Raw genomic sequence first — 22,165 nt, 5'->3', positions numbered from 1 at the left:
TCGTGGATAAACAGAAAAATGGGACAAAACAGCCCCCTCCGGCTGCCAGGGCAGCCAGATAAGCAAATAAAGGGATAAACGTGTTTTACTGCGCGTGTGGCGCGGCTTTTGCCGCCTGACGGATCAAAAAGGCATACTCCCGCGCCTGCTGTCCGGCCGCCTTACGGCTGTCCTGCTGGTGCCCGCCCTGCATGTTGGTACTCAGCAGATAATGCGCTTTCGTCAGGCTCAGCTCGCGAACTCTGGCGACCCATCTGGCCGCTTCCCAGTACGGCACCTGACTGTCATACAGCCCGGCACTGACCAGCATCGGCGGATACGCCTGCGGCTGAATGTTGTCGAGCGGGCTGTACGCCTGCATGGCACGGCGTTGCTCAGGATCGGCCGGGTTGCCCCACTCGGCGTATTCCTGTCGGGTCAGCGGCAAAGCCGGATCCGACATGGTCGCGACTACGTCCAAGAAAGGCACCTGGAGTACCGCTGCACGGAACAGCGCCGGAGCCTGGTTCAATGCGGCCGCCACCAGTGTGCCACCGGCACTGCCGCCGATTGCCAGAACCGGACGTTGCCGACCAGTCTGGTAATGCCGTAGTGTCTGGGCCACCGCGCGAAAATCATCAATGCCATTCTGTTTGAGGGTGCCACGCCCCTGCCGATACCACTCTTCCCCAAGATAACCACCGCCTCGTACATGAGCGATGGCATAAACCATACCGCGATCCAGCAGGCTAAGAATCTGTGGCATAAAATATGGCCGCATCGGCGTTCCGTAAGCGCCGTACCCGTACAACACGACTGCGGAGGTCGGTGTGAGGGCATCCGCCCGATAAACCAGCGAGACAGGCACGGCGACACCATCATGGTGCACCACGATCTGCTCACTGCGATACAGACGGGGATCAAGCCCGGCATAATGGTCTTCGGCTTCGAGACGCAGTTGCAGCGCCGACTCTCCCGGAACCACTGGCCGCGACACACTGGCCAGATCCAGCGTCAGCCATTGCGCGGGCTGAGACAGCGACATACGACGGATCCACACTTTGGTATCGTGCGGGGTTTTGCTGCCTGACACCCAAGCCACGCCGCCTTCCGGCGTTATGCGCTGCCGGAAACACGCCCGCCCCTGATAATCCAGCAGCACCACATCATGGTGTTGCTGCACGGCTGTCTCGATCACAATGTGCTGAGGGTAGAGATACCAATTGCGGATCTCTTCACCGACCGCGGGCTGCCAGATAAGCTGCCAGTCCTGGGCGGTCGGTCCGGCCGACTCTTCATCTCCGTCATTCCTGTTGAGGGTGACTGATTCCAGCTTGCGCTGATACAAGGCAAACTCGCCGTGCAAGTTACTCGACAGGTACATGCGACCGTGGCGCACATCTGCGTAGTATTCCATCCCGGCCTGACGCGGACGCAGCGGCGTACCACGGTGGCCAGTAGTCAGATCCAACAGAAACTGTTCGCTGGCGTTATGACTGTTGCTTTGAATGATCGCCAAACCGGTGTCGCTAGTGCGGTATAGCGACACCAGCCAGGCAGGATCCGGCTCACGATACACTTCCTGCTGTTGCTTTGCCCCCAGATCCCAGCGCATCACACGGTAAGGCCGGTAGGTCTCACGCTCGTTTGCGATCCAATATAAAGACCGGCTGTCACTGGCCCAGACCAGATCCGTCGCCGCCTGCTGTAGCGGTGTGTCGATCATCCGTGCAGTATGGGTATCCAGCAGCGTGATCCTGTGGTGACGATCGCCGCGCCGGTCCTCAGCCAATGCCACATAACGATGGTCCGGACTGACCGACCAGTTGCCAAGCTGGTAATACGCCGATGTAGCCGCACGTTGCGCCAGATCCACCAGAATTTGTGGCGCCTGCGCGGAACCCGCCTCCCGGCGCACAATCGCATGCCCCGCCTCCAGGCGGTATTCAAAACGGCCTTGTAGGCTCCACGGCTGCTCCGCAGGCTGTTTAGTTCTGGCTTGCCATTCGGTCAGCAACGTCTGCTCCAGACTCGCCTGCTCCAGCAAAACCTGCTCGGTATGCCTGTTCTCCTGCTCCAGAAAATGACGCACCGCCAGCGACTGGCGGCTGTCATCACGCAGCCACTGGTAGGTGGGGTCTGCTGGCCCGCCTTTCAGGGGTATTGTGCCTGTCGTATCCGTCACAACGCGAACATCAGAATCTGCGGCCTTTACCTGCACGCAGCCGACAATGATCAGCATTCCAATCAATGTCCGCATTCCGGTTTTCATTTTCACCACCACACCACCACACCACTTGGCTATGGCCATGCTCATGACCATGGCAACGCACCGCAACCAACCCCGGCATTCAGCAAACAAAGCGCTCAATTCCATCGCGATTGCGTTCGAACTCGCCAGAGACAAAAACCAAACGCCGCAAAAATCCAGTCTTAAATGAGACTTAGGCGTTCATTTAACACAGCACTATCCGGCCAGAGAAGAAAAGGCAGAGCAAAATTCTACCCGCAAAGTGGCCGCAATCATGCGACCAAATGAAAATGAGATCAATTATCAATATCATCAACCTAATTGTGATAACGACATTTTGTGATGTTGATCACGCAACAAGGTGAACATCCCTTTACCACATGGCTAAAAAACACACGAAAACATCCGAAGGCGCATCTCATTTCCGGTGAGGCAGATGAAAACATTCATTTCCGGCCTAGAAGCCGACCGCAAACCCTGTCCCTTCTCATTGCAAGCACACACATATTGAGCGACATCCACACAGTGACACCTTGCCCTCACACCTTGAGCAACTACAACGGAGATCGTCATGCGCAAACTCAATTCTCTCGGGCTGGCCAGTACCGCAGGCCTGCTCGCGCTCAGCATTGCCCCACAAGCCTTTAGCCACGGTTACATGGAATATCCCCCGGCCCGTCAGCACGTCTGCCATTTGGACGGCGGATACTGGGGAGCCAGTGACGGTTCCCAGATCCCAAATGCTGCCTGCCGCGCGGCTTTTATTCAGTCGGGCTGGTATCCCTTCGTCCAGCAGCCGGAGTTCGCCCGTCTGGTCTCTGACTATCAGAATCAGGCCGCCGTCGAACTGGCCATTCCTGACGGCAGCCTGTGTTCAGCCGCCGACAAGAAAAAAGCCGGGATGGACATTCCCTCCCCTGACTGGCAAAAAACCCCGATAACCCTCGACACTCATGGTCAGCTGACCCTTCGCTACCGTGCAGAAACCCCACACAACCCCAGTTTCTGGCAGTTTTACCTCACCAAGCCAGGCTTTGACGCTGCCAGCCAGCCACTGACCTGGGCCGATCTGACGCTGGTCGATCAGGCCGGTGATGTCCCGGTGACCACGATCAACGGCCTGAAATACTATGAAATCACCATTACCCTGCCGACAGACCGTCTGGGCGATGCCGTGCTTTATTCCCGCTGGCAGCGCCATGACCCAGCCGGTGAAGGCTTCTATAACTGCAGTGATATCTCATTTGGTGAAGGGCCTGCCCAGCCGGAAGTGCCCGCACCAATCTGGACATCAGCCGGTCCGCTGTTGAAAGCCACCACCGATGCCAGTGCCGGTGATACCGTGTGGTTCCGCATCTTCAATGCCCAAGGCCAAGAGCAACTCTTTGAAAAAATGGCAATTACAGTGGCTAATCAGGATGAAGCAGTGTGGGCAGCCGCTCTGGCAGACATCGTTAATCGCCACGCCAGTGACAGTGGCCGGATCGGACGCGAGGGCACAGACCGCACGATCGCCTTTGATCCTGCCGATCTGTATGCCAATCAGGTGTACCTCCAGCAGTCCGGTTACACCTTCCGGCTGGAGGTGAAGGCTGAAGAGCCGATCCCGCCAACACTGCCGGGTGAGACAACGACCTGGGAAGCCAGCCGTGTCTACAATACCGGTGACAGCGTGGTGTATGAGGGGGTGACATATGTGGCCAAATGGTGGACCAAAGGCGAACATCCCGGTCAGTCAGCCGTGTGGGAAGCCCAACACAACGACAGCATCCCGGCGTGGCAGACCGGTCAAGCCTATCAGGCAGGTACCATCGTGACCTTTTCCGGCCAGTCCTATAAAGCCAGATGGTGGACGCAGGGGGATCAGCCCACCTCAGGCGGCCCATGGCAACAACAATAAGCCTCCCGCCCGGCACTGCCGGGCGGTGTTTTTTGAGCTAACTTTAATGACATCCCCTGGTCACGTTTCAAGGATGACGAATGATTACACTCTATGGCTATCCCCGTACTCGCTCACTACGTGTTTCCTGGCTACTGGAAGAACTGGGTGTCGACTGGCAGTACCATCTGGTTGACTTTAATAAAAGCGAGCACCGCTCCAGCCAGTTTCTGGCACTCAACCCGCAGGGGAAAGTCCCCTGTCTGATTGACGGCGATACCGTGGTCACGGAATCGGCCGCCATTTGCTTTTACCTGGCCGAGCGTTATGGCCATCACTGGCTGCCAGAGCCCGGCACGGCTGAGTCTGCCACTCACCATGAATGGACCAGCTTTATCATTACCGAACTGGAGCAGCCACTGTGGTCCATGGGAAAACACCGTTTTGCCCTGCCGGAATCGATCCGCCTGCCGGAAATGCTCCCCGTCGCCAGCTGGGAATTCAAGAAAGCCCTGCAAACGGCCGAGGCACGAATCCCGGAGCAGGGGTACTTGTTTGGCCATTTCCCTACCGTCGCCGATATTCTGTTGGCACACACCCTCAACTGGGCCGTCAAATTTGATCAGAAACTGCCTTTGAAGCTGGAAAAATACCGCCAGTATGTCAGCCGACGTCCTGCTCTTTCCCGGGCGCTTGAGCGGGAAACCCGCGCCCTTGGTAACACCTGAAACGGCAAGAATTGCGTATCACAGAGCACCGTCCTGACGGCGAAAAGTTTAAAAACACAGCAATCAGAACAAAAAAAGCCATTTTGGTTTGGATTTCAGAAAAAACCATTGACGCACAGCGGCAAAAACTATTTAATGCGCCCCGTTGCCTCGATAGCTCAGTCGGTAGAGCAGAGGATTGAAAATCCTCGTGTCGGTGGTTCGATTCCGCCTCGAGGCACCATGAATTTTGATTGTGGTGCTCTGGTAGCAACATAACGTAAAAAGTTGATTCCCCCTTAGTTCAGTCGGTAGAACGGCGGACTGTTAATCCGTATGTCGCTGGTTCAAGTCCAGCAGGGGGAGCCAAATTTCCAATCAGGTTTACCCTGATGGACAAAAAATAACGTGTGCCGACTTAGCTCAGTAGGTAGAGCAACTGACTTGTAATCAGTAGGTCACCAGTTCGATTCCGGTAGTCGGCACCATTATTTGCAAAGTAAAGCAACGCTTTACTTTTGCCTCGATAGCTCAGTCGGTAGAGCAGAGGATTGAAAATCCTCGTGTCGGTGGTTCGATTCCGCCTCGAGGCACCATATTTCATCAGATGCGTGATTATCGCGTCCGATAGCAAACAATTCCCCCTTAGTTCAGTCGGTAGAACGGCGGACTGTTAATCCGTATGTCGCTGGTTCAAGTCCAGCAGGGGGAGCCAAATTTCCACTCAGGTTAATCCTGATGGACAAGAAATAACGTGTGCCGACTTAGCTCAGTAGGTAGAGCAACTGACTTGTAATCAGTAGGTCACCAGTTCGATTCCGGTAGTCGGCACCATTATTTGCAAAGTAAAGCAATGCTTTACTTTTGCCTCGATAGCTCAGTCGGTAGAGCAGAGGATTGAAAATCCTCGTGTCGGTGGTTCGATTCCGCCTCGAGGCACCATATTTCATCAGATGCGTGATTATTGCGTCCGATAGCAAACAATTCCCCCTTAGTTCAGTCGGTAGAACGGCGGACTGTTAATCCGTATGTCGCTGGTTCAAGTCCAGCAGGGGGAGCCACTTTCAGTTTAAGCTTCACCGCTTAATCTCGAATAATAAGAATAAATTGCCGACTTAGCTCAGTAGGTAGAGCAACTGACTTGTAATCAGTAGGTCACCAGTTCGATTCCGGTAGTCGGCACCATCTTTGAAACCTCATCACATGATGAGGTTTTTTTTCGCCTGTTGTTCACTACTCTCCGCCTTTCATATTGGGTGTTTACTCAATTATGGTTACAATAAAAAGCCTCTATTACCAGTCAGTTACTTAACCGGCCGGTACTTTTTCCCAGACCACCGCCATGCACTGTGTCTGGATTTGTGTTTCAGGTCTTGGACGACCTCATGAGTAAGAATAAAAACAACAGGTTGAGCTGACATATGGCCAGTATCAAACTTTCAGTAGAGCGCTTAACCGAAGGTCTATATGTTAAGCTCCCCTTGCAATGGACAGACCATCCTTTTCTGCTGAATCACTTCAAAATCAAAGACCAACAGCAGATTCACCTGATCCGGAATCTGGGTATCCGCTATGTCTATCTGATCCCGGAAAAAAGTGACAATCCGCCTCTGGAACCGGAAACCGAACAGGAAGTCATCAGCTCACAGGAAAGCAAGTTTCTCGAACAACAGGCCGAAAAGCTCTGGCAAGAGAAACAGGGACGCATCGCCCGGCTGAAGAATTACAAACGCAAGCTGCAACGTTGCGAGAAAAACTTCAATCGCTCCATGGCGCAGCTGCGCTCGATCACCGGCAAAATCAAAAGCCGCCCGGTCACCGCAATTCGCGAAGCTGAAATGCTGGTAGAGGAAATGGTCGATGCCTTGCTGGAGTCCGACAACGTGGCACTGCACCTGATGAATGAAGGCAAGGAGAACGAGGATATCTACTGCCATTCACTGAACGTGGCCGTTCTGTCGATGATGCTGGCACGTTCGTGTGGCATGGCGCACGAAGATATCAAAACCATTGCCATGGGTGCGCTATTCCACGACATGGGTAAACTGAAAATTCCGACGGCAATCCTGCGCAAAACCACGCCATTGACCGAGCCGGAAGAAAACTATCTGCGGATGCACACCCGCTACAGCACCGATCTGGCCAACCTGACTGCAGACTTTCCGGAAGACGCTAAATCGATTCTTGCTCAGCATCATGAACTGCTGGACGGCAGTGGTTATCCCAAGCAGTTGCAAGGCGATCAGATTACGCCGATGGCGCAGCTGGTCGCCGTGGTGAACGCGTATGACAATCTTTGCCACCCGCAGGACCCGGCCCGAGCCAGAATTCCGTACAGCGCCCTCTCCTACTTGTTTAAACACAAGAAAGAGGCGTACAACAATGACTATCTGGCTTTGCTGATCCGCCTACTTGGCGTTTATCCTCCCGGCAGCGTGGTACAGTTGTCGAATCAGCAGCTGGGGCTGGTGATTTCCGTGAACACGGACAGCCTGCTGTACCCCAATGTGCTGCTGTACGATCCGACCGTTCCATCCAATGAAGCCCCGATTATTGAGCTGGAAGGCAGTGATCTGCGGATTGAGCAGGCAATCGCCCCGAACAAACTGCCGGAAAAGATCTATACCTACCTCAACCCGCGGGTGCGAATTTCCTATTATTTCGACCCGGACGACTGATCGTTACCGCATGGATAAAAAAATCCCCCGGTAACCGGGGGATTTCGAAGTGGGAACGAGTAAGCGAATCCCTTTTCTGCAGGATCCTTTTACTTCAGGATCCTTTTGCTGCAGTCTGCTTTTGCAGTCGGGTACTCGACAAAGCGCTACCAGCTGAACATGTCTTTAATCCAGCCAGCCGGTTGCTTCCGGTCACAGTATGCTTTCACCGAACCGTCCTTGTCCCACATCGGCAAAGAGTGCTTGCCGCCACAGTCGCGCACCAGTGTGCCATTTGGCAGCTGATTAAACTTGGCTGTTGTCAGCTTCTGCGGCCAGGCCAGACGCAGCGGCTCAGGCTGACGCCGTTGCAGGTAGTCACTGTACAGACGCAGGGCACCGGCCGAGCCAGTCAGGTTGACCGGTTTGTTATCATCGCGTCCCATCCACACCGTCACCACTTCCCGTCCGTCGATCCCGACATACCAGCTGTCACGCGCCTTGTCTGTCGTCCCGGTCTTACCGGCCAGGGCCGCCCAGCCAAACTGCGGCTGAAGGAATCGTGCGGTACCTTGTGACACAACATTCTTCATGCCATACGTCGTCAGCCACGCTGCCTGCTCCGGCACCGCCTGACGCGCTTTGGGAATCGCCCGGTACAGGACGCTGCCATTGAGATCCACCACACTGCGCAGCGCAGTCAGCTCAGCACGGCGACCGCCACTGGCAACCGACTGGTACATCTGGGTCACTTCCAGCGGCGACAGAGTGAACGCGCCCAGCAGAATCGACGGCAGACGGGGAATTTCATCCCGCTTGACGCCCAGCTCGACCATGGTATCGATCACTTCATCCAGTCCGACCTTCATCCCGAGATTGACCGTCGGCACATTGAGCGACTTGGCCAGAGCGTAATAAAGCGGCACTTCCCCCCGGAAGCGGCGGTCATAATTGCGCGGCTTCCACTGGTTACCATTGCTGCCCTTGAGGGCAATCGGCTTGTCATCAATCGTGGTCGCCAGTGAGAACTTTTCCGGATGGCGTAACGCCGCAAGGTAAACTGCCGGTTTCACCAGCGAGCCAATCTGACGGCTGGCATCCAGTGCCCGGTTAAATCCGGCATAACCCGGTCGGCTGCCACCAATCATGGCACGGATTTCACCGCTGTGGCGATCAGCTGCCACCAGAGCCGTCTCAACACTGAGCCCGGCCTTCTTGCTCAGCTGCGGCACCATGCTGAGCACTGACTGTTCCGCTTCCTGCTGAGACAGAGGATCCAGGGTACTGAATACCCGCAGCCCCACGCCCGGGGTAAATTTATCACCGACCTTATCCTGCAGTTCACGCTGCAACTGCTGGAAATATGCAGGCTGGCGACTGGAAATCATCGGCCTGTCCTGCACATCAAGCGGACGGGAAGCGGCCTGTTCATACTGAGCGCCGTCGAGGATCCCATTGTCCATCATCAGGCGCAGAACCAGATCCCGGCGCTGGCGGGCCCGCTCCGGATTACGCCACGGGTTGTAATAAGATGGCCCTTTTGCCATCGCCACCAGCAGTGCCTGCTGATCGATACGCAACTCCTGCAGCGGACGGCCAAAGTACAGGCGTGCCCCAAGCGCAAATCCGTGCACTTCCTGTGAGCCGTTCTGGCCCAGGTAGATTTCATTCAGGTACGCTTCGAGGATACGATCTTTGCTGTAGCGGTAATCGATAATCACCGCGATATAGGCCTCGCTGAGCTTACGCCACAGGGTTCGCTCACGGGTCAGGAAGATATTCTTAGCCAGCTGCTGAGTCAGGGTACTGCCACCCTGCACGGTCCGGCCAGCACGCAGGTTCACCGCCATGGCCCGGATGATCGCCAGCGGAGAAACGCCGTCGTGGTGATAAAAGTCGCGATCTTCTGTTACCAGCAGGGCATCCACCAGCACTTCCGGGAACTGCTCGCGCGGCATGAACATCCGCTGTTCTGCTTCATTGGTCCCGAGCATTCCCAGCATTTTCGGCTCGATCCGCAGAAAGCCCAGCGCACGCTTGGTCTCGGCTTCTTCGATCTGCTTGAGCTCGTTGCCGTCAAAAGTCAGCATGATGTGACGCGCCCCTTCTGGGCCGTCATCAAACTCAAACGGGCGGCGGATCAGTTCAATCCGGGTAGACGACGATGAGTACTCGCCGATTCGCTGCGGTGTTCGCACCTTATGGTACTGCAACAAATCCAGCTCGCGCCGCACTTCATTGAGCGAAATCGCCTGGCCCGGCTGCAGGTCCAGCACCCGCCCGTAGACTACGGCAGGCAGGTTCCAGAGCTGGCCCTCGAACTTATCGCGGACAATGGTATCGAGATAAATCCCGACCACTACCAGCACGGCGAGGACCGCAATCGCAACTTTGACCCCAAACGCCAGCAGCCATTTCAGCCAGGACGGCAAGCCCGATCCCGGTGATTTCTTGGTGCTTTTGCGCTTCCGCGTAGTCTTCGTCGGGCGCTTTTTCGCCGTGGTCGACTTGCGGCGAACAGGGGCTTTTTTCCCGTCCCCTCTTTTCCCGTCCCCTTTGCCCGATTCGGGTCTCTGGGAAGCTGGTGCCGCTTGGCGGACAGGCAACATTTTCATCATTATTATCTTATCTACATGTATTTTTTAGTTTTACGAGTCGGGGCGTGATTCGCAGGATCATCCGGCCACGGATGCTTCGGATAGCGCCCTTTCATCTCTTTCTGTACTTCCCGGTAGGATCCCTGCCAGAATGCGGCCAGATCCCGGGTAATCTGTAACGGACGTTGGGCCGGAGAAAGCAATTCCAGCACCAGCGCCACTTTCCCGTTGGCGATCAGCGGAGAGCTTTTTTCCCCGAACATTTCCTGCAGTTTGACTGCCAGTACAGGGTGTTGGCCCTGCTGGTAACGAATGGCGTAGCGCGAGCCGGTCGGTACCTGGTAATGGGTCGGCAATGCCGCATCCAGCGCCTGCGCCTTGTCCCAGCCCAGCCGGGCCTCCAAGGCCGCCAGCACATCCAGCTTTTCCAGCGCTTTCAGGCTTGTCATACCGTTCATATACGGCAGCAGCCAGTCCGCGGCATCAGCCAGCAGGCTGTCATCATCCATGGCCGGCAGCGCCAGCTCCGGCAGCCATTCCGCGGCACAACGCGCCCGCTCAAGCAGGTTGACTGCTTTATCAGACCACGGCAGCACCGCCAGTCCTTTTCGGACCACGGCATTGAGCAGCGCTTCGCTGGCTTTGGCCGGATCAGGCTCGCCCATCAGCTGACGAGACAAGACCAGCTTGCCGCAACACAGTTGCTTCTCCGCCGTCAGCCGACCTTTCCGATCATCCCAGTCCAGCCATTCCCGCTCAGCGAACAGGTGCGGTAAGACATCCCGCAGGGCATGCAGCTCCGCCGCCACCGCCGAGAATATCCGGCTGTCTCCCTGACGGGTCTTCACGATATCGGCAACCACCAGCAGCTCATTGTCCGCCAACGGTTCATCCGGCAGGAGCATCGCCCCTTGCCCGTTTGCCAGCTGGTAGCGGCTGTCTCGTCCTCTGGAAAGCGCAATGCGATCCGGAAAACCGGCCGCCATCAGCGGTGCCAGCCATGTTCCGGCCACCTGTAACGGCACATTCTGCGCCCCCAGTTTAGCGAGATGCTGCCGGGCACGCTGCAGGTAAGCCTGGCTGCGTGGTAACTTGCCGTTTTCCATCAGGTTGAGCTGAAAATGCAGATCCGGATTATCCATCCCCCGCGGCGGGTCTTCCAGCAACGCGACCAGCATCGCCGCTGTCGCCATCGCCTCGCGCCCCTGATCCCGCGCCATCACCAGTATCGCCGCATGGCGCGGATCCGCGCCCAGCGCCTGAATAGCCCGGCCGATGTCCGTCAGCTGTCCTCGCTCATCCAGCGCTCCCAGCAGGGTCAGCAGGCGGCGGCTTTGCTGCAACGCGGTATCCGGCGGTACATCGAGCCAACGCAGCTCGGTCGCAGACTGGCATCCCCACTGTGCCAGCTCCATGGCCAGCGCAGTCAGGTCAGCCCGCAAAATTTCCGGCTGAGGTGTCGCAGGCTGCCGTGCCAACAGCTCTTCGCTGTAAAGACGCAGGCAGATCCCCGGCTCCAGACGACCGGCCCGCCCCGCCCGCTGCTCGGCCGATGAACGGGCAATACGAACCGACTCCAACCGACTGATGCCGGTTTTCGGATCCCAGCGAGCAATCCGCTCCAGCCCGGCATCCACCACCAGCCGGATCCCTTCGATGGTCAAGCTGGTCTCCGCGATATTGGTGGCCAGCACCACTTTACGCTTGCCCGGCGGGGCCGGGCTGATGGCCTGCTGCTGCTGTGCCGGTGACAGCTGACCGTATAAAGGACACAGCTCCACCTCCCCCACACTCCCGGCCTGAGTCGCTAGCGAATGCGCTAATTGTTCGGTCAGACGACGGATTTCCCCGGCGCCGGGCAGGAAAACCAGCATCGAACCCGGCTCTTGGGCCAGTAAACGCAGAATGGCTTTGGCTGCCTCATCCAGCCAGTGGCTGTTGTCTGTCAGGCGCTGATAGCGATAGGCCACCGGAAAACAGCGGCCAGCCGATTCAAGGTAACCGGCAGCAGGCAGCAGGCTGCACAGTGCCGCTTCATCAAGGGTCGCCGACATCACCAGCAGTTTAAGATCGTCACGCAACGCTTCCTGCACTTCCAGCGCCAGTGCCAGCGCGGTATCAGCATGAATGCTGCGCTCATGGAATTCATCGAAAATCAGCAGATCGATGCCGTCCAGTTCCGGATCCTGCTGCAGCATCCGGGTCATCACCCCTTCTGTCACAATTTCCAGCCGGGTCTGCCGACTGATCAGCGTTTCTCCGCGTACCCGCAGCCCGATGGTCTCGCCGACCTTTTCCCCCAGCTGTCTGGCCAGGTACGTCGCAATGTTGCGGGCCGCCAGGCGGCGAGGTTCAAGCATCACAATCCGCCCTGGCACCACCTTTTGTTGCAGCAGCACCAGCGGCAGGCGGGTTGATTTACCCGCCCCCGGCGGGGCTTTGAGGATCAGTTGAGAGCTGGAACCCAGCTTATCCAGCAGCGGAGTCAGCACTTCATCGATAGGCAGCTGTGACAATGGAAACACCTTGTGTCATATTCAATTTACGCTGAGCTATTGTACATGACTGCTATGAAAGAGAAAAAACAGCGCCTGTTTTTTGCCCTTGGCCTGCGTCACGACACCGCCGATTTCCACCGCCTCTGCCAATTGGTGAGCCAGTGTCGGCACTATGGCCGCACCGTGCCACCCGAGAATCTCCACGTGACTCTGGCTTTTTTGGGCAACGTCACCGCTAACCAACGGGATCAGCTGCTGGACGCTGCCGCTCACCTGCCGACCGTCGCGCCTTTTTCCATCGGGTTTGATCAACTCGGTTACTGGAAGCGCAGCAAGGTGATCTGGCTGGCGCCGGAAACGCCCCCTCCGGACTTGCCGCTGCTGGCCACCCTGCTGCGCGATATGGCTCTCGGATGCGGGATTCCACAGGAAGAACGGCCCTACCGCCCCCACCTGACACTGGCCAAATCGGTTCCGGTCAGACCAGCGCCTTTTCCGGCAATCTCGCCGCTGCACTTTCACTTTGCTCACTTTGGCCTGTATATTTCCCAGTCTGTCAGCCAGCCTGGCCGCCAGGGGGTTGTGTACCGCTGCCTTCGGCAATGGCCGCTGTCCCCATAGCTTTACAGAGTCTCTGAGTTGAGTGCCTGAACTGAATCCCAGATCTGAGCCCCAGAGTAGAGCCAGGGCCCCGAACCACCCAACACAACACGACAAAGGACACCGCATGAAGTTTTCCCCGGCGCTGCAACCCGCCACGCTGATTAAGCGCTATAAGCGCTTTCTGGCCGATATTGAATTGCCTGACGGGTCAGTCACCACCATTCATTGCGCCAACACCGGGGCCATGACCGGCTGCGCCGAGCCGGGCAACCGCGTCTGGTACTCCACCTCGGATAATCCCAAGCGCAAGTACCCTTGCAGCTGGGAACTCAGTGAAACCGCAGCCGGCCACACCATCTGCGTCAATACCGCGCAGGCTAACCGATTAGTGGTTGAGGCGATAAACAAGGGGATCGTCACAGAATTGACCGGTTATTCCTCACTTCGCACCGAAGTCAAGTATGGTAGCGAAAACAGCAGGATAGACGTGCTTCTTCAGGACGAAAGTAAGCCCGACTGCTACATTGAAGTAAAAAGCGTGACCCTGCTGCAGGATGGTCGAGGCTATTTTCCGGATGCCGTCACAACTCGGGGACAAAAACACCTGAGAGAGCTCAAGGAAATAGCAGAAAGCGGAAAGCGTGCCATACTTTTTTTCGCAATTTTGCATTCAGGGATTGAAAATGTTTCGGCGGCGCACCATATAGACCCGGACTATTTTTCATTAATCCGGGAAGCAGAAAGGGCAGGCGTAGAGATCCTGTGTTACAAAGCGGTATTGACCCAGGAAGAGCTCTATCTGGGCCACTGCATAAAATTCAATCGCTAGTTTTCCCAAAGTGATGCTTTCTTCACATTGGTATAAAATTGAATATATGCAGCAATTGCCACTCCACACCCTTTCTGCTATAGATACCGCCCCAAATTAACCAGTGACGGTTAATGTAGGTATATTAGGAGATGCTATATGCCAGAGAGCAAAGTTAAAAAATCGCTGGGCATCCTGGCTATTGCTGGGGTTGAGCCTTACCAGGAAAAAGCTGGCGAAGAATATATGGGTGAAGCGCAACTGGCTCACTTCCGTAAAATTCTTGAAGCTTGGCGCAACCAGCTACGCGAAGAAGTTGGCCGCACCGTAAACCACATGCAGGATGAAGCAGCAAACTTCCCAGATCCTGTTGACCGTGCAGCCCAGGAAGAAGAGTTTAGCCTGGAGCTTCGTAACCGCGACCGCGAGCGTAAGCTGATCAAAAAGATCGAAAAAACGCTGCAACGCATCGAAGACGATGACTTTGGTTTTTGTGATTCTTGTGGTGTTGAGATCGGCATCCGTCGCCTGGAAGCTCGCCCAACAGCAGAACTTTGCATCGACTGCAAGACACTGGCAGAAATCAAAGAAAAACAGATGGCAGGCTAATCCCCTGAACCACACCATTCTACCGAAGAGGGAGCAGACGCTCCCTCTTTCATTTCACTGATTTGCTTATGAGTACACTCGAACATTACATTGGCCGCTTTGCGCCCTCACCATCCGGTCCGCTGCATTTCGGTTCACTGATTGCCGCGCTCGGCAGCTACCTGCAGGCCCGCTCTCACCAGGGCACCTGGCTGGTCAGGATGGAAGATGTCGATCCGCCGCGCGAAATGCCCGGTGCCGCAGACGATATTCTACGTACGCTCGATGCCTACGGCCTGCACTGGGACGGTGAGGTGATGTACCAGAGTACCCGCTATGCGGCCTATCAGCACTGGATTGATACCTGGCTGGCCGACGGGCAGGCCTATTACTGCCAGTGTAGCCGTAAGCAAATTAAAGAAGCCGGTGGTTTTTACCCCGGCACCTGCCGTGATAAACGGCTGCCGGCTCAGGATAGCGCAGTGAGGATCCGGGTTGATCAACCGGTCACCTCCTTTACCGACCAGCTCCATGGCACCATGTCCATCCCTCAGGCACTGGCAGAGGAAGATTTTATTATCCGCCGCCGCGACGGGTTGTACGCCTATAACCTGGCTGTGGTACTGGATGATATTGAGCAGGGCGTAACGGAAATTGTCCGTGGCGCAGATCTGATAGAGCCGACCAGCCGCCAAATTGGTCTGTACCGCCTGCTGGGGCAACCGGAAGTCCGCTACCTGCACCTGCCGCTGGCGGTAACTGATAACGGCAACAAGCTGTCAAAACAGAATCACGCGCCAGCGATCGACAAGGCCGCCCCTAAACCGGCCCTGCTCGCCGCGATGCGTTTTCTCGGCCTGCAGCCGCCGGCCGATCTGGCCGCCTGCTCGCTGGACGAGATTCTGCGCTGGGGAACACAACACTGGCAGGTCGAACAGCTCCCCCGCACCACGGCGATCACTCTGCGTCACGAAGCGGGCATCCCGTAGTGCTCGCTCCGGAAGTTACCACCGCCCGGCGGGCCATCTCTCCGGCCACTAGGTCTGCTTCTTTCATCCGGGCCGAGAAATCCGGAGCGGCGCTGCAGAACTGAGCACAAACCAGGATTCAACCAGCCTGAATGTTAACCGACATCAGCCCTGTCTGCGGGTAAAACAGACGAAACAGGCCATAGGATTCTAAAATTCCTTGCCGTGATATATCATAAGCGGCCGTTTATCGAATCCGAACCACATAAATGAGGTGTATTATCTTTAATCGAGTCGCCAGCTTTTGCCGTAAGGTATTGAATCGCGATAGTAGTACGCTCGACACCGAGGAACTCGCTTTGCAAGTTTATCAGCGCCAAGAGCACGGTATTTCACGTAAAGATATCAGCGAAAATGCGCTGAAAGTCCTTTACCGCCTAAACAAAGCCGGTTACGACGCGTATCTGGTGGGAGGCGGGGTTCGCGATCTCCTGTTAGGAAAACAACCCAAAGATTTTGACATTGCCACCAATGCCACTCCGGAAGAAATCAAGCAGCTGTTTCGTAACTGCCGCCTGATTGGCCGTCGTTTTCGTCTGGCCCACATCCTGTTTGGCCGCGATGTCATTGAAGTCGCCACATTCCGGGGCCACCACGCTGACACCCAGCCGCTGAACGACAAGAAGCAGATCTCGGCGCAAAGCCAGGAAGGCATGCTGCTGCGTGATAACGTCTACGGCACCATCGAGGAAGACGCCGAGCGTCGTGACTTCACCATCAACGCCCTGTATTACAATATTCAGGACTTCACCGTAGCAGACTATGCCCACGGTGTTGAAGATCTCGACAATCGCGTGATCCGTCTGATTGGTGACCCAGAAACCCGTTACCGCGAAGACCCGGTACGGATGCTGCGTGCCGTACGTTTCGCTGCCAAGCTGGATATGACCATCGAGCCGGAAACCGCCAAGCCGATCAAGCTGCTGGCAAGCCTGCTCCAGGATATTCCGGCGGCCCGCCTGTTTGAAGAAAGCCTCAAGCTGCTTCAGTCCGGCAATGGTCTGGCAACTTATAAGCTGCTGCGTCAGTACAACCTGTTCCAGCAACTCTTTCCGTTGCTGGCGGAGCACTTTACCGAAGACGAGAGCAGCCTGACCGAGAAAATGCTTGAGCATATTCTGGCAGCAACCGACGCCCGAATCGAGGAAGGCAAGCGGGTCAACCCAGCCTTCATGTACGCAGCTATGCTATGGTACCCGGCCATGACCCGTGCCGAGGAAATTGCATTTGCTAGCGGCCTGGGCTACTACGACGCCTTCATGGTGGCGGCCAACGATATTCTTGACGAGCAGGTGAAAAACATCGCGATTCCGCGTCGTTTCACCACCACGATCCGGGATATCTGGCAGCAACAGATGCGCTTAAGCCGCCGCACTGGCAAACGTGCGTTCAAGATGATGGAACATCCGAAATTCCGCGCGGCTTTCGACTTCCTGGAAATGCGAGGGCATTTCGAAGGACCGGAAGTGACCGAACTGGCCCAATGGTGGGACGAGTTCCAACAGGGCGATCGCAACCAACGCAACAAGATGGTGCAGATCATCAACGATGGCGGAAGTGCAACGACCCGCCGTCGCCGTCGTCGTCCGGTGCGCCGTAAGAAACCACAGGCCAAATCGTCATGATCCGCGCCTACATTGCCATTGGCAGCAACCTGGCTGATCCCATCAGCCAGGCTCGCCGTGCGATTGATGCCCTGCAACAGCATCCGGATCTGACGGTGGTGGCGGTTTCGTCCCTGTACAGCAGCACCCCGATGGGCCCGCAGGATCAACCGGATTACATCAATGCCGTGGTCGCTGTAGACACCGAACTGGCGCCGCTGGCACTGCTGGACTGTACGCAGGCCATCGAGCAGGAACATGGCCGGGTCCGTAAAGCCGAGCGCTGGGGACCCCGCACGCTGGATCTCGACATCATACTGTATGGCGATCTGATCCATCAGTGTGAACGCCTGACCGTGCCTCACTATGGCATGAAGGTGCGTGAGTTTGTCTTATACCCACTTGCAGAAATTGCGCCTGAACTGATTTTGCCCGATCACACCCGCCTGCAATCCTTGCTGGCTCAGGTCGATCGCAACGGTTTGACCGTTTGGTCTGACTGATCCCGACGTTCAGGCACCAGAGGGAGAGAAAATGAAAAAGATCACGATTAACGACCTGATGAAATGGAAGAAAGAAGGTCGTAAATTTGCCTCCGTCACCGCCTATGACGCCAGCTTCGCCCAACTGTTCGAAGGACAGGGCGTGCCGGTCATGCTGGTCGGTGACTCGCTGGGGATGGTGCTACAGGGTAAACCTGACACCCTGCCGGTCAGCGTTGACGATGTGGCGTACCACACCCGCTGCGTCCGTGCCGGCAGCCCGAATTCGCTGCTGATGGCTGACATGCCGTTCATGAGCTACAGCACGCCAGAGCAAGCATGTGAAAACGCGGCTACCCTGATGCGTGCCGGGGCAAACATGGTGAAACTGGAAGGCGGAGCCTGGCTGGCAGAAACGGTCAGCAAACTGACTGAACGCGCCGTACCGGTTTGTGCGCACCTTGGCCTGACGCCGCAATCCGTCAATATTTTTGGCGGTTACAAAGTGCAGGGACGTGATTCCGACCACGCTGAGCAGATGGTGAAAGATGCTATTCTGCTGAAAAATGCCGGTGCGCAGATCATTTTGCTGGAGTGCGTACCTGCCAGTCTGGCAGAACGTATCACCAAAGCCGTTGAAGTCCCGGTTATCGGCATTGGTGCCGGTAATGTTACCGATGGCCAGATTCTGGTCATGCACGACATGTTTGGGATTTCCGCAAACTATATGCCACGTTTCTCCAAGAACTATCTGGCAGAAACCGGCGACATGCGCGCAGCCGTCACTAAATATCTAGAAGATGTTGAGGCCGGAACCTTCCCTGGCCCAGAACATACCTTTGAATAAGGAATAAAGATGCAAACATTCGCTGAGATTGCCCCAATCCGCGAGCAGATTCGCGTCTGGCGCCGTGAAGGCCGCCGGATTGCTTTCGTGCCAACCATGGGCAACCTGCATGATGGCCACCTGACTCTGGTTCGCAAAGCCCGCGAAGTCGCCGATGTGGTTGTGGTCAGCATTTTTGTCAATCCGATGCAGTTTGATAAAGCCGATGACCTGAACAATTATCCGCGCACCATGGATGACGATCTGGCCAAGCTGAACAGCGAAGGCGTTGATCTGGTCTTTACTCCGACCCCGGACATCATGTACCCGCAAGGGCTGGATCGTCACACGCTCGTGGACGTACCGGGCCTGTCGTCCATGCTGGAGGGTGCCCTGCGCCCGAGCCACTTCCGTGGGGTGTCCACCGTGGTGACCAAGCTGTTCAACATTGTTCAGCCGGATGTCGCCTGTTTCGGCGAAAAAGATTATCAACAGCTGGCGCTAATTCGCCAGATGGTGGCCGATATGGCGATGGACATCGAGATCATTGGCGTACCGACCGTACGCGAAATGGACGGCCTGGCCATGTCATCCCGCAACGGTTACCTGACCGTTGACGAACGTCAGCGTGCCCCGGTCCTGGCCCGCACCATGCGCTGGATCAGCAGCCAGATGCGCGGTGGTCGTAACGACTATGCCGAGCTGGTGATGGATGCTAATGATCAGTTGCGCGCCGCCGGTCTGCAGCCGGATGAAATCTACATTCGCGACGCCGCCTCTCTGCTACCGGTCAGCGACGAATCACAGCAAGCGGTGATCCTGATGTCGGCGTTCCTTGGTAAAGCCCGCCTGATCGATAATCAGGTTGTGGATCTGAACCCGCCAACAGCAGCGACCGAAGAATAAATCCTGCACCGATCTCCACCGCAGGTATACGCAACGAGTGATACGCAAAACAAAAAATCCCGGCCTGTGCCGGGATTTTTTATACCTGATTTGTCGTCACTATTTGCCGCAAGAAGGACTACAACGTGACGGGTCGATTATGAGCGCAGACCGATCCCACGGGAGATCAGGTAATAGCAGATCCCGTACAGGATCGCCGTGAACAGTCCCAGCACCGCAAACGACGTCCCGATGCCCACATCCGACACACCTAAGAAGCCATAGCGGAACGCATTGACCATGTAGACAATCGGATTTAGCTTCGACACACCCTGCCAGAATTCCGGTAACAGACTCAGCGAATAAAACACCCCGCCTAGGTAGGTCAGCGGCGTCAGCACAAAAGTCGGAATGATGCTGATGTCATCAAATGTCTTGGCAAACACCGCATTGATCAGGCCGCCGAGCGAGAAAACCACCGAGGTCATCACTACCGTCGCCACCACAATGCCCAGATGCGCAATCTGCAAGTCGACAAACAGCAGTGACACCACGGAAACAATGAATCCGACGCCCAGTCCACGCAGTACCCCGCCGCCCACGTAACCGGCAATGATCACATAGTTCGGCACCGGCGCCACCAGCAGCTCTTCAATGTTGTGCTGGAACTTGGCACTGAAAAACGACGAAGCGACGTTCGAATACGAGTTGGTGATCACCGACATCATGATCAGTCCCGGTACGATATATTCCATGTAGCTGAAACCGCCCATCTCCCCGATCCGGCTCCCGATCAGGTTACCGAAAATAATGAAATACAGGGTCATGGTGATCGCCGGCGGCACCATGGTCTGGATCCAGATCCGGGCAAAGCGGCTCACTTCTTTGGTGATCAGGCTTTTAAAAGCAATCCAGTAAATCGGGTTCATGCCTGCTCTCCTTGTTTGGCTCGCTTACTGTTCGATACCAGCGTCACAAACAGCTCTTCCAGGCGGTTGGCCTTGTTACGCATTGATATCACATCGATCCCCTGACGGGTCAGCTGGACAAACACCTGATTCAGGCTCGATCCCCGGTTGATCTCCACCTCCAGGGTATGGTTGTCCGGCAGCCGCCAGTTCACCCCTTCCAGCTCGGGATGATTGCCGTTGAGCTTGATATCCAGAATGAAGGTTTCCATTTCCAGCTTGCTCAGCAAAGCTTTCATCGAGGTGTGCTCAATCAATTCACCGTGGTTGATGATACCGATATTGCGGCACAGCATCTCCGCTTCTTCCAAGTAGTGCGTGGTCAGGATAATCGTGACGCCCTGACGGTTAATCTCGCGCAGGAACGCCCACATTGAGCGGCGCAGCTCGATATCAACACCGGCCGTCGGCTCATCGAGAATCAGCAGTCTTGGCTCATGCATCAGCGCCCTGGCAATCATCAGACGGCGTTTCATCCCGCCTGACAGGTTACGGGCACGCTCGTTGCGTTTTTCCCACAGGTCGAGCTGACTGAGGTATTTACGGGCCCGCTCCTTGGCCAGTAGGCGCGGTACACCGTAGTACCCGGCCTGATTGACCACGATCTGCTCCACGGTCTCAAACTGGTTAAAGTTGAATTCCTGCGGCACCAGACCGAGCTGACGCTTGGCGTCCACCAGCTGGGTATCTAAGTCATAGCCGAAGACTTTAACCTCCCCGGCGCTCTTATTGACTAAAGAGCTGATAATCCCGATTGTGGTTGATTTACCAGCACCATTTGGCCCCAGCAGTGCGAAAAAATCACCTTCTTCGACACATAAGCTCATATCTTTCAGGGCGTTAACACCACCCTTGTAGGTTTTGCTTAAATTTTTTATTTCCAATGCGTTCATAAAATGCGATCTTTATGTTAGAAACTTTCGTCGGATAACTACTCCGATTTGATAAGTTGTTAACTTGTGTATAGTGATGCCGGGTTCGTATATCTGCCAGTATTGCTACAGTGCTGACAGGTATGTGAATGGTAACCCATACCATATGACACCAGACGCAATGGCACCGCCGTTGCGGGTATACGAATGTATCAGAGAAAGGCACAACAATGGCAGATATCAAACAGCTATTTGCAAATAACCTGGCTTGGTCAGAGAATATCAAGGATGAAAACCCGGAGTTTTTTTCTCATCTCGCCAAAGCCCAGCACCCGGAATACCTATGGATTGGCTGTGCAGACAGCCGAGTTCCTGCAGAACGCCTGACCGGCCTCAACTCAGGTGAACTGTTTGTCCACCGTAACGTGGCAAACCAGGTCATCCACACCGATCTCAACTGTCTGTCAGTTGTACAGTACGCCGTAGACGTGCTGAAAGTTCGCCACGTGATTGTCTGCGGCCACTACGGCTGTGGTGGGGTCAGTGCCGCGATTGATAATCCTCAGCTGGGCCTGATCAACAACTGGCTGCTGCACATTCGCGACCTGTTCATGAAGTATCGCTCAGACCTGGGCCAGCTGCCTCGCGAAGAGTGGGACAACAAGCTGTGCGAAATTAACGTCGCCAGTCAGGTCTATAACCTGGGTAACTCGACCATTATGCAGAGTGCCTGGGAGCGCGGTCAGCAGGTGAAACTGCACGGCTGGATTTATGGTATCGGTGACGGCAAGCTGCGGAACCTGGGCGTGACAGCGACCAGCCGCGAGAGCCTGGAAGTGGCGTATCAGGCAGCCATGGCAGAAATCCTGCCGGGCAACACCCACAAGTAAATTGATGCCATAAAGAAAAAGCGACTGAAATCAGTCGCTTTTT

General features: G+C 55.9%; 17 protein-coding genes and 9 tRNA genes. 21 read left to right on the top strand and 5 right to left on the bottom strand.

Annotated features, from left to right (window positions below):
- Positions 1-85 precede the first annotated feature (85 nt).
- A complete protein-coding gene (locus tag FH974_RS02150) occupies positions 86-2,290 on the bottom strand; it encodes a prolyl oligopeptidase family serine peptidase (RefSeq protein WP_053061961.1) in 2,205 nt (734 codons plus the stop codon).
- A 511-nt stretch (positions 2,291-2,801) separates the two neighbouring features.
- Here FH974_RS02150 and FH974_RS02145 point away from each other — a divergent pair.
- The 12 genes from FH974_RS02145 to FH974_RS02090 all read left to right on the top strand — a co-directional run bounded on the left by FH974_RS02145 (position 2,802) and on the right by FH974_RS02090 (position 7,494).
- Positions 2,802-4,130, top strand: coding sequence for a lytic polysaccharide monooxygenase (locus FH974_RS02145; RefSeq protein WP_047887871.1), 1,329 nt, complete (start codon positions 2,802-2,804; stop codon positions 4,128-4,130).
- 80 nt (positions 4,131-4,210) lie between these two features.
- Positions 4,211-4,837 carry a glutathione S-transferase family protein gene (locus tag FH974_RS02140; RefSeq protein WP_047887870.1) on the top strand — a complete coding sequence of 209 codons (627 nt, stop codon included), beginning with the start codon at positions 4,211-4,213 and terminating at the stop codon, positions 4,835-4,837.
- A 147-nt stretch (positions 4,838-4,984) separates the two neighbouring features.
- Positions 4,985-5,060, top strand: a tRNA-Phe gene (locus FH974_RS02135).
- A gap of 49 nt (positions 5,061-5,109) precedes the next feature.
- Positions 5,110-5,185 (top strand) — tRNA-Asn (locus tag FH974_RS02130).
- A gap of 43 nt (positions 5,186-5,228) precedes the next feature.
- Positions 5,229-5,304, top strand: a tRNA-Thr gene (locus FH974_RS02125).
- A 32-nt stretch (positions 5,305-5,336) separates the two neighbouring features.
- Positions 5,337-5,412 (top strand) — tRNA-Phe (locus FH974_RS02120).
- A 43-nt stretch (positions 5,413-5,455) separates the two neighbouring features.
- Positions 5,456-5,531, top strand: a tRNA-Asn gene (locus FH974_RS02115).
- Positions 5,532-5,574: 43 nt separating this feature from the next.
- A tRNA-Thr gene (locus tag FH974_RS02110) sits at positions 5,575-5,650 on the top strand.
- 32 nt (positions 5,651-5,682) lie between these two features.
- Positions 5,683-5,758: transfer RNA gene (locus FH974_RS02105), tRNA-Phe, on the top strand.
- A gap of 43 nt (positions 5,759-5,801) precedes the next feature.
- Positions 5,802-5,877, top strand: a tRNA-Asn gene (locus tag FH974_RS02100).
- A gap of 48 nt (positions 5,878-5,925) precedes the next feature.
- Positions 5,926-6,001: transfer RNA gene (locus tag FH974_RS02095), tRNA-Thr, on the top strand.
- Between the two features lie 236 nt (positions 6,002-6,237).
- Positions 6,238-7,494: a cyclic di-GMP phosphodiesterase gene (locus tag FH974_RS02090; protein WP_207103463.1), complete on the top strand. Its 1,257-nt coding sequence runs from the start codon at positions 6,238-6,240 to the stop codon at positions 7,492-7,494.
- A gap of 146 nt (positions 7,495-7,640) precedes the next feature.
- On the opposite strand, the gene mrcB is transcribed toward FH974_RS02090, so the two are convergent.
- Together mrcB and hrpB are read right to left on the bottom strand one after the other, a co-directional pair.
- Positions 7,641-10,091, bottom strand: coding sequence for a penicillin-binding protein 1B (gene mrcB / locus FH974_RS02085; RefSeq protein WP_242551844.1), 2,451 nt, complete (start codon positions 10,089-10,091; stop codon positions 7,641-7,643).
- A gap of 11 nt (positions 10,092-10,102) precedes the next feature.
- A complete protein-coding gene (hrpB, locus tag FH974_RS02080) occupies positions 10,103-12,586 on the bottom strand; it encodes an ATP-dependent helicase HrpB (RefSeq protein ID WP_207103462.1) in 2,484 nt (827 codons plus the stop codon).
- Positions 12,587-12,598: 12 nt separating this feature from the next.
- Here hrpB and thpR point away from each other — a divergent pair, with 12 nt between their 5' ends.
- From thpR to panC, 8 genes are all read left to right on the top strand, one after another.
- Positions 12,599-13,189, top strand: a complete 591-nt coding sequence (gene thpR, locus FH974_RS02075) for an RNA 2',3'-cyclic phosphodiesterase (protein WP_053061923.1) — start codon at positions 12,599-12,601, stop codon at positions 13,187-13,189.
- A gap of 106 nt (positions 13,190-13,295) precedes the next feature.
- Positions 13,296-14,000, top strand: a complete 705-nt coding sequence (gene sfsA, locus FH974_RS02070) for a DNA/RNA nuclease SfsA (protein ID WP_047886914.1) — start codon at positions 13,296-13,298, stop codon at positions 13,998-14,000.
- A gap of 138 nt (positions 14,001-14,138) precedes the next feature.
- Entirely contained in the window at positions 14,139-14,588 is a 450-nt protein-coding gene (gene dksA, locus FH974_RS02065; RefSeq protein ID WP_047886915.1) for an RNA polymerase-binding protein DksA, read from the top strand.
- 68 nt (positions 14,589-14,656) lie between these two features.
- Complete coding sequence (gene gluQRS, locus FH974_RS02060) at positions 14,657-15,556, top strand: tRNA glutamyl-Q(34) synthetase GluQRS (RefSeq protein WP_207103461.1); 900 nt, start codon at positions 14,657-14,659, stop codon at positions 15,554-15,556.
- A gap of 248 nt (positions 15,557-15,804) precedes the next feature.
- Positions 15,805-17,220 (top strand): polynucleotide adenylyltransferase PcnB, encoded by a 1,416-nt coding sequence (gene pcnB / locus FH974_RS02055; protein WP_084712673.1) that lies wholly within the window; start codon positions 15,805-15,807, stop codon positions 17,218-17,220.
- On the top strand, positions 17,217-17,702 hold the full coding sequence (folK, locus tag FH974_RS02050; RefSeq protein WP_047886918.1) for a 2-amino-4-hydroxy-6-hydroxymethyldihydropteridine diphosphokinase: 486 nt from the start codon (positions 17,217-17,219) through the stop codon (positions 17,700-17,702). The genes pcnB and folK overlap by 4 nt, the downstream gene beginning before the upstream one ends.
- Before the next feature lie 31 nt (positions 17,703-17,733).
- The gene (gene panB / locus FH974_RS02045) at positions 17,734-18,528 is read left to right on the top strand and encodes a 3-methyl-2-oxobutanoate hydroxymethyltransferase (RefSeq protein WP_047886919.1); all 795 of its coding nucleotides are present in this window, start codon (positions 17,734-17,736) and stop codon (positions 18,526-18,528) included.
- Positions 18,529-18,537: 9 nt separating this feature from the next.
- A complete protein-coding gene (gene panC / locus FH974_RS02040; protein WP_047886920.1) occupies positions 18,538-19,413 on the top strand; it encodes a pantoate--beta-alanine ligase in 876 nt (291 codons plus the stop codon).
- A gap of 137 nt (positions 19,414-19,550) precedes the next feature.
- Here panC and FH974_RS02035 read toward each other — a convergent pair whose 3' ends face one another.
- Both FH974_RS02035 and FH974_RS02030 read right to left on the bottom strand, forming a co-directional pair.
- Complete coding sequence (locus tag FH974_RS02035; protein ID WP_047886921.1) at positions 19,551-20,321, bottom strand: ABC transporter permease; 771 nt, start codon at positions 20,319-20,321, stop codon at positions 19,551-19,553.
- Positions 20,318-21,253, bottom strand: a complete 936-nt coding sequence (locus FH974_RS02030; RefSeq protein ID WP_047886922.1) for an ABC transporter ATP-binding protein — start codon at positions 21,251-21,253, stop codon at positions 20,318-20,320. Before FH974_RS02030 ends, FH974_RS02035 begins: the two co-directional genes overlap by 4 nt.
- Positions 21,254-21,462: 209 nt before the next feature.
- Between FH974_RS02030 and can the strand changes: the two genes are divergently transcribed.
- Complete coding sequence (can, locus tag FH974_RS02025) at positions 21,463-22,122, top strand: carbonate dehydratase (protein WP_047886923.1); 660 nt, start codon at positions 21,463-21,465, stop codon at positions 22,120-22,122.
- Positions 22,123-22,165 lie beyond the last annotated feature (43 nt).

This window comes from Photobacterium ganghwense (assembly GCF_017329545.1).
GTDB lineage: Bacteria > Pseudomonadota > Gammaproteobacteria > Enterobacterales > Vibrionaceae > Photobacterium > Photobacterium ganghwense.
The sequence above is the reverse complement of the archived record's forward strand: the minus strand, read 5'-3'. Positions and strand labels throughout refer to the sequence as shown.

What these genes read in the sequence shown, in the direction of transcription:
- dksA (WP_047886915.1), top strand. Translation starts at nt 14,139, where the DNA reads ATGCCAGAGAGCAAAGTTAAAAAATCGCTGGGCATCCTGGCTATTGCT.
- FH974_RS02140 (WP_047887870.1), top strand. Translation starts at nt 4,211, where the DNA reads ATGATTACACTCTATGGCTATCCCCGTACTCGCTCACTACGTGTTTCC.
- sfsA (WP_047886914.1), top strand. Translation starts at nt 13,296, where the DNA reads ATGAAGTTTTCCCCGGCGCTGCAACCCGCCACGCTGATTAAGCGCTAT.
- panC (WP_047886920.1), top strand. Translation starts at nt 18,538, where the DNA reads ATGCAAACATTCGCTGAGATTGCCCCAATCCGCGAGCAGATTCGCGTC.
- FH974_RS02035 (WP_047886921.1), bottom strand. Translation starts at nt 20,321, where the DNA reads ATGAACCCGATTTACTGGATTGCTTTTAAAAGCCTGATCACCAAAGAA.
- FH974_RS02030 (WP_047886922.1), bottom strand. Translation starts at nt 21,253, where the DNA reads ATGAACGCATTGGAAATAAAAAATTTAAGCAAAACCTACAAGGGTGGT.
- FH974_RS02090 (WP_207103463.1), top strand. Translation starts at nt 6,238, where the DNA reads ATGGCCAGTATCAAACTTTCAGTAGAGCGCTTAACCGAAGGTCTATAT.
- folK (WP_047886918.1), top strand. Translation starts at nt 17,217, where the DNA reads ATGATCCGCGCCTACATTGCCATTGGCAGCAACCTGGCTGATCCCATC.
- FH974_RS02150 (WP_053061961.1), bottom strand. Translation starts at nt 2,290, where the DNA reads ATGGCCATAGCCAAGTGGTGTGGTGGTGTGGTGGTGAAAATGAAAACC.
- can (WP_047886923.1), top strand. Translation starts at nt 21,463, where the DNA reads ATGGCAGATATCAAACAGCTATTTGCAAATAACCTGGCTTGGTCAGAG.
- FH974_RS02145 (WP_047887871.1), top strand. Translation starts at nt 2,802, where the DNA reads ATGCGCAAACTCAATTCTCTCGGGCTGGCCAGTACCGCAGGCCTGCTC.
- panB (WP_047886919.1), top strand. Translation starts at nt 17,734, where the DNA reads ATGAAAAAGATCACGATTAACGACCTGATGAAATGGAAGAAAGAAGGT.
- mrcB (WP_242551844.1), bottom strand. Translation starts at nt 10,091, where the DNA reads ATGATGAAAATGTTGCCTGTCCGCCAAGCGGCACCAGCTTCCCAGAGA.
- gluQRS (WP_207103461.1), top strand. Translation starts at nt 14,657, where the DNA reads ATGAGTACACTCGAACATTACATTGGCCGCTTTGCGCCCTCACCATCC.
- pcnB (WP_084712673.1), top strand. Translation starts at nt 15,805, where the DNA reads ATGAGGTGTATTATCTTTAATCGAGTCGCCAGCTTTTGCCGTAAGGTA.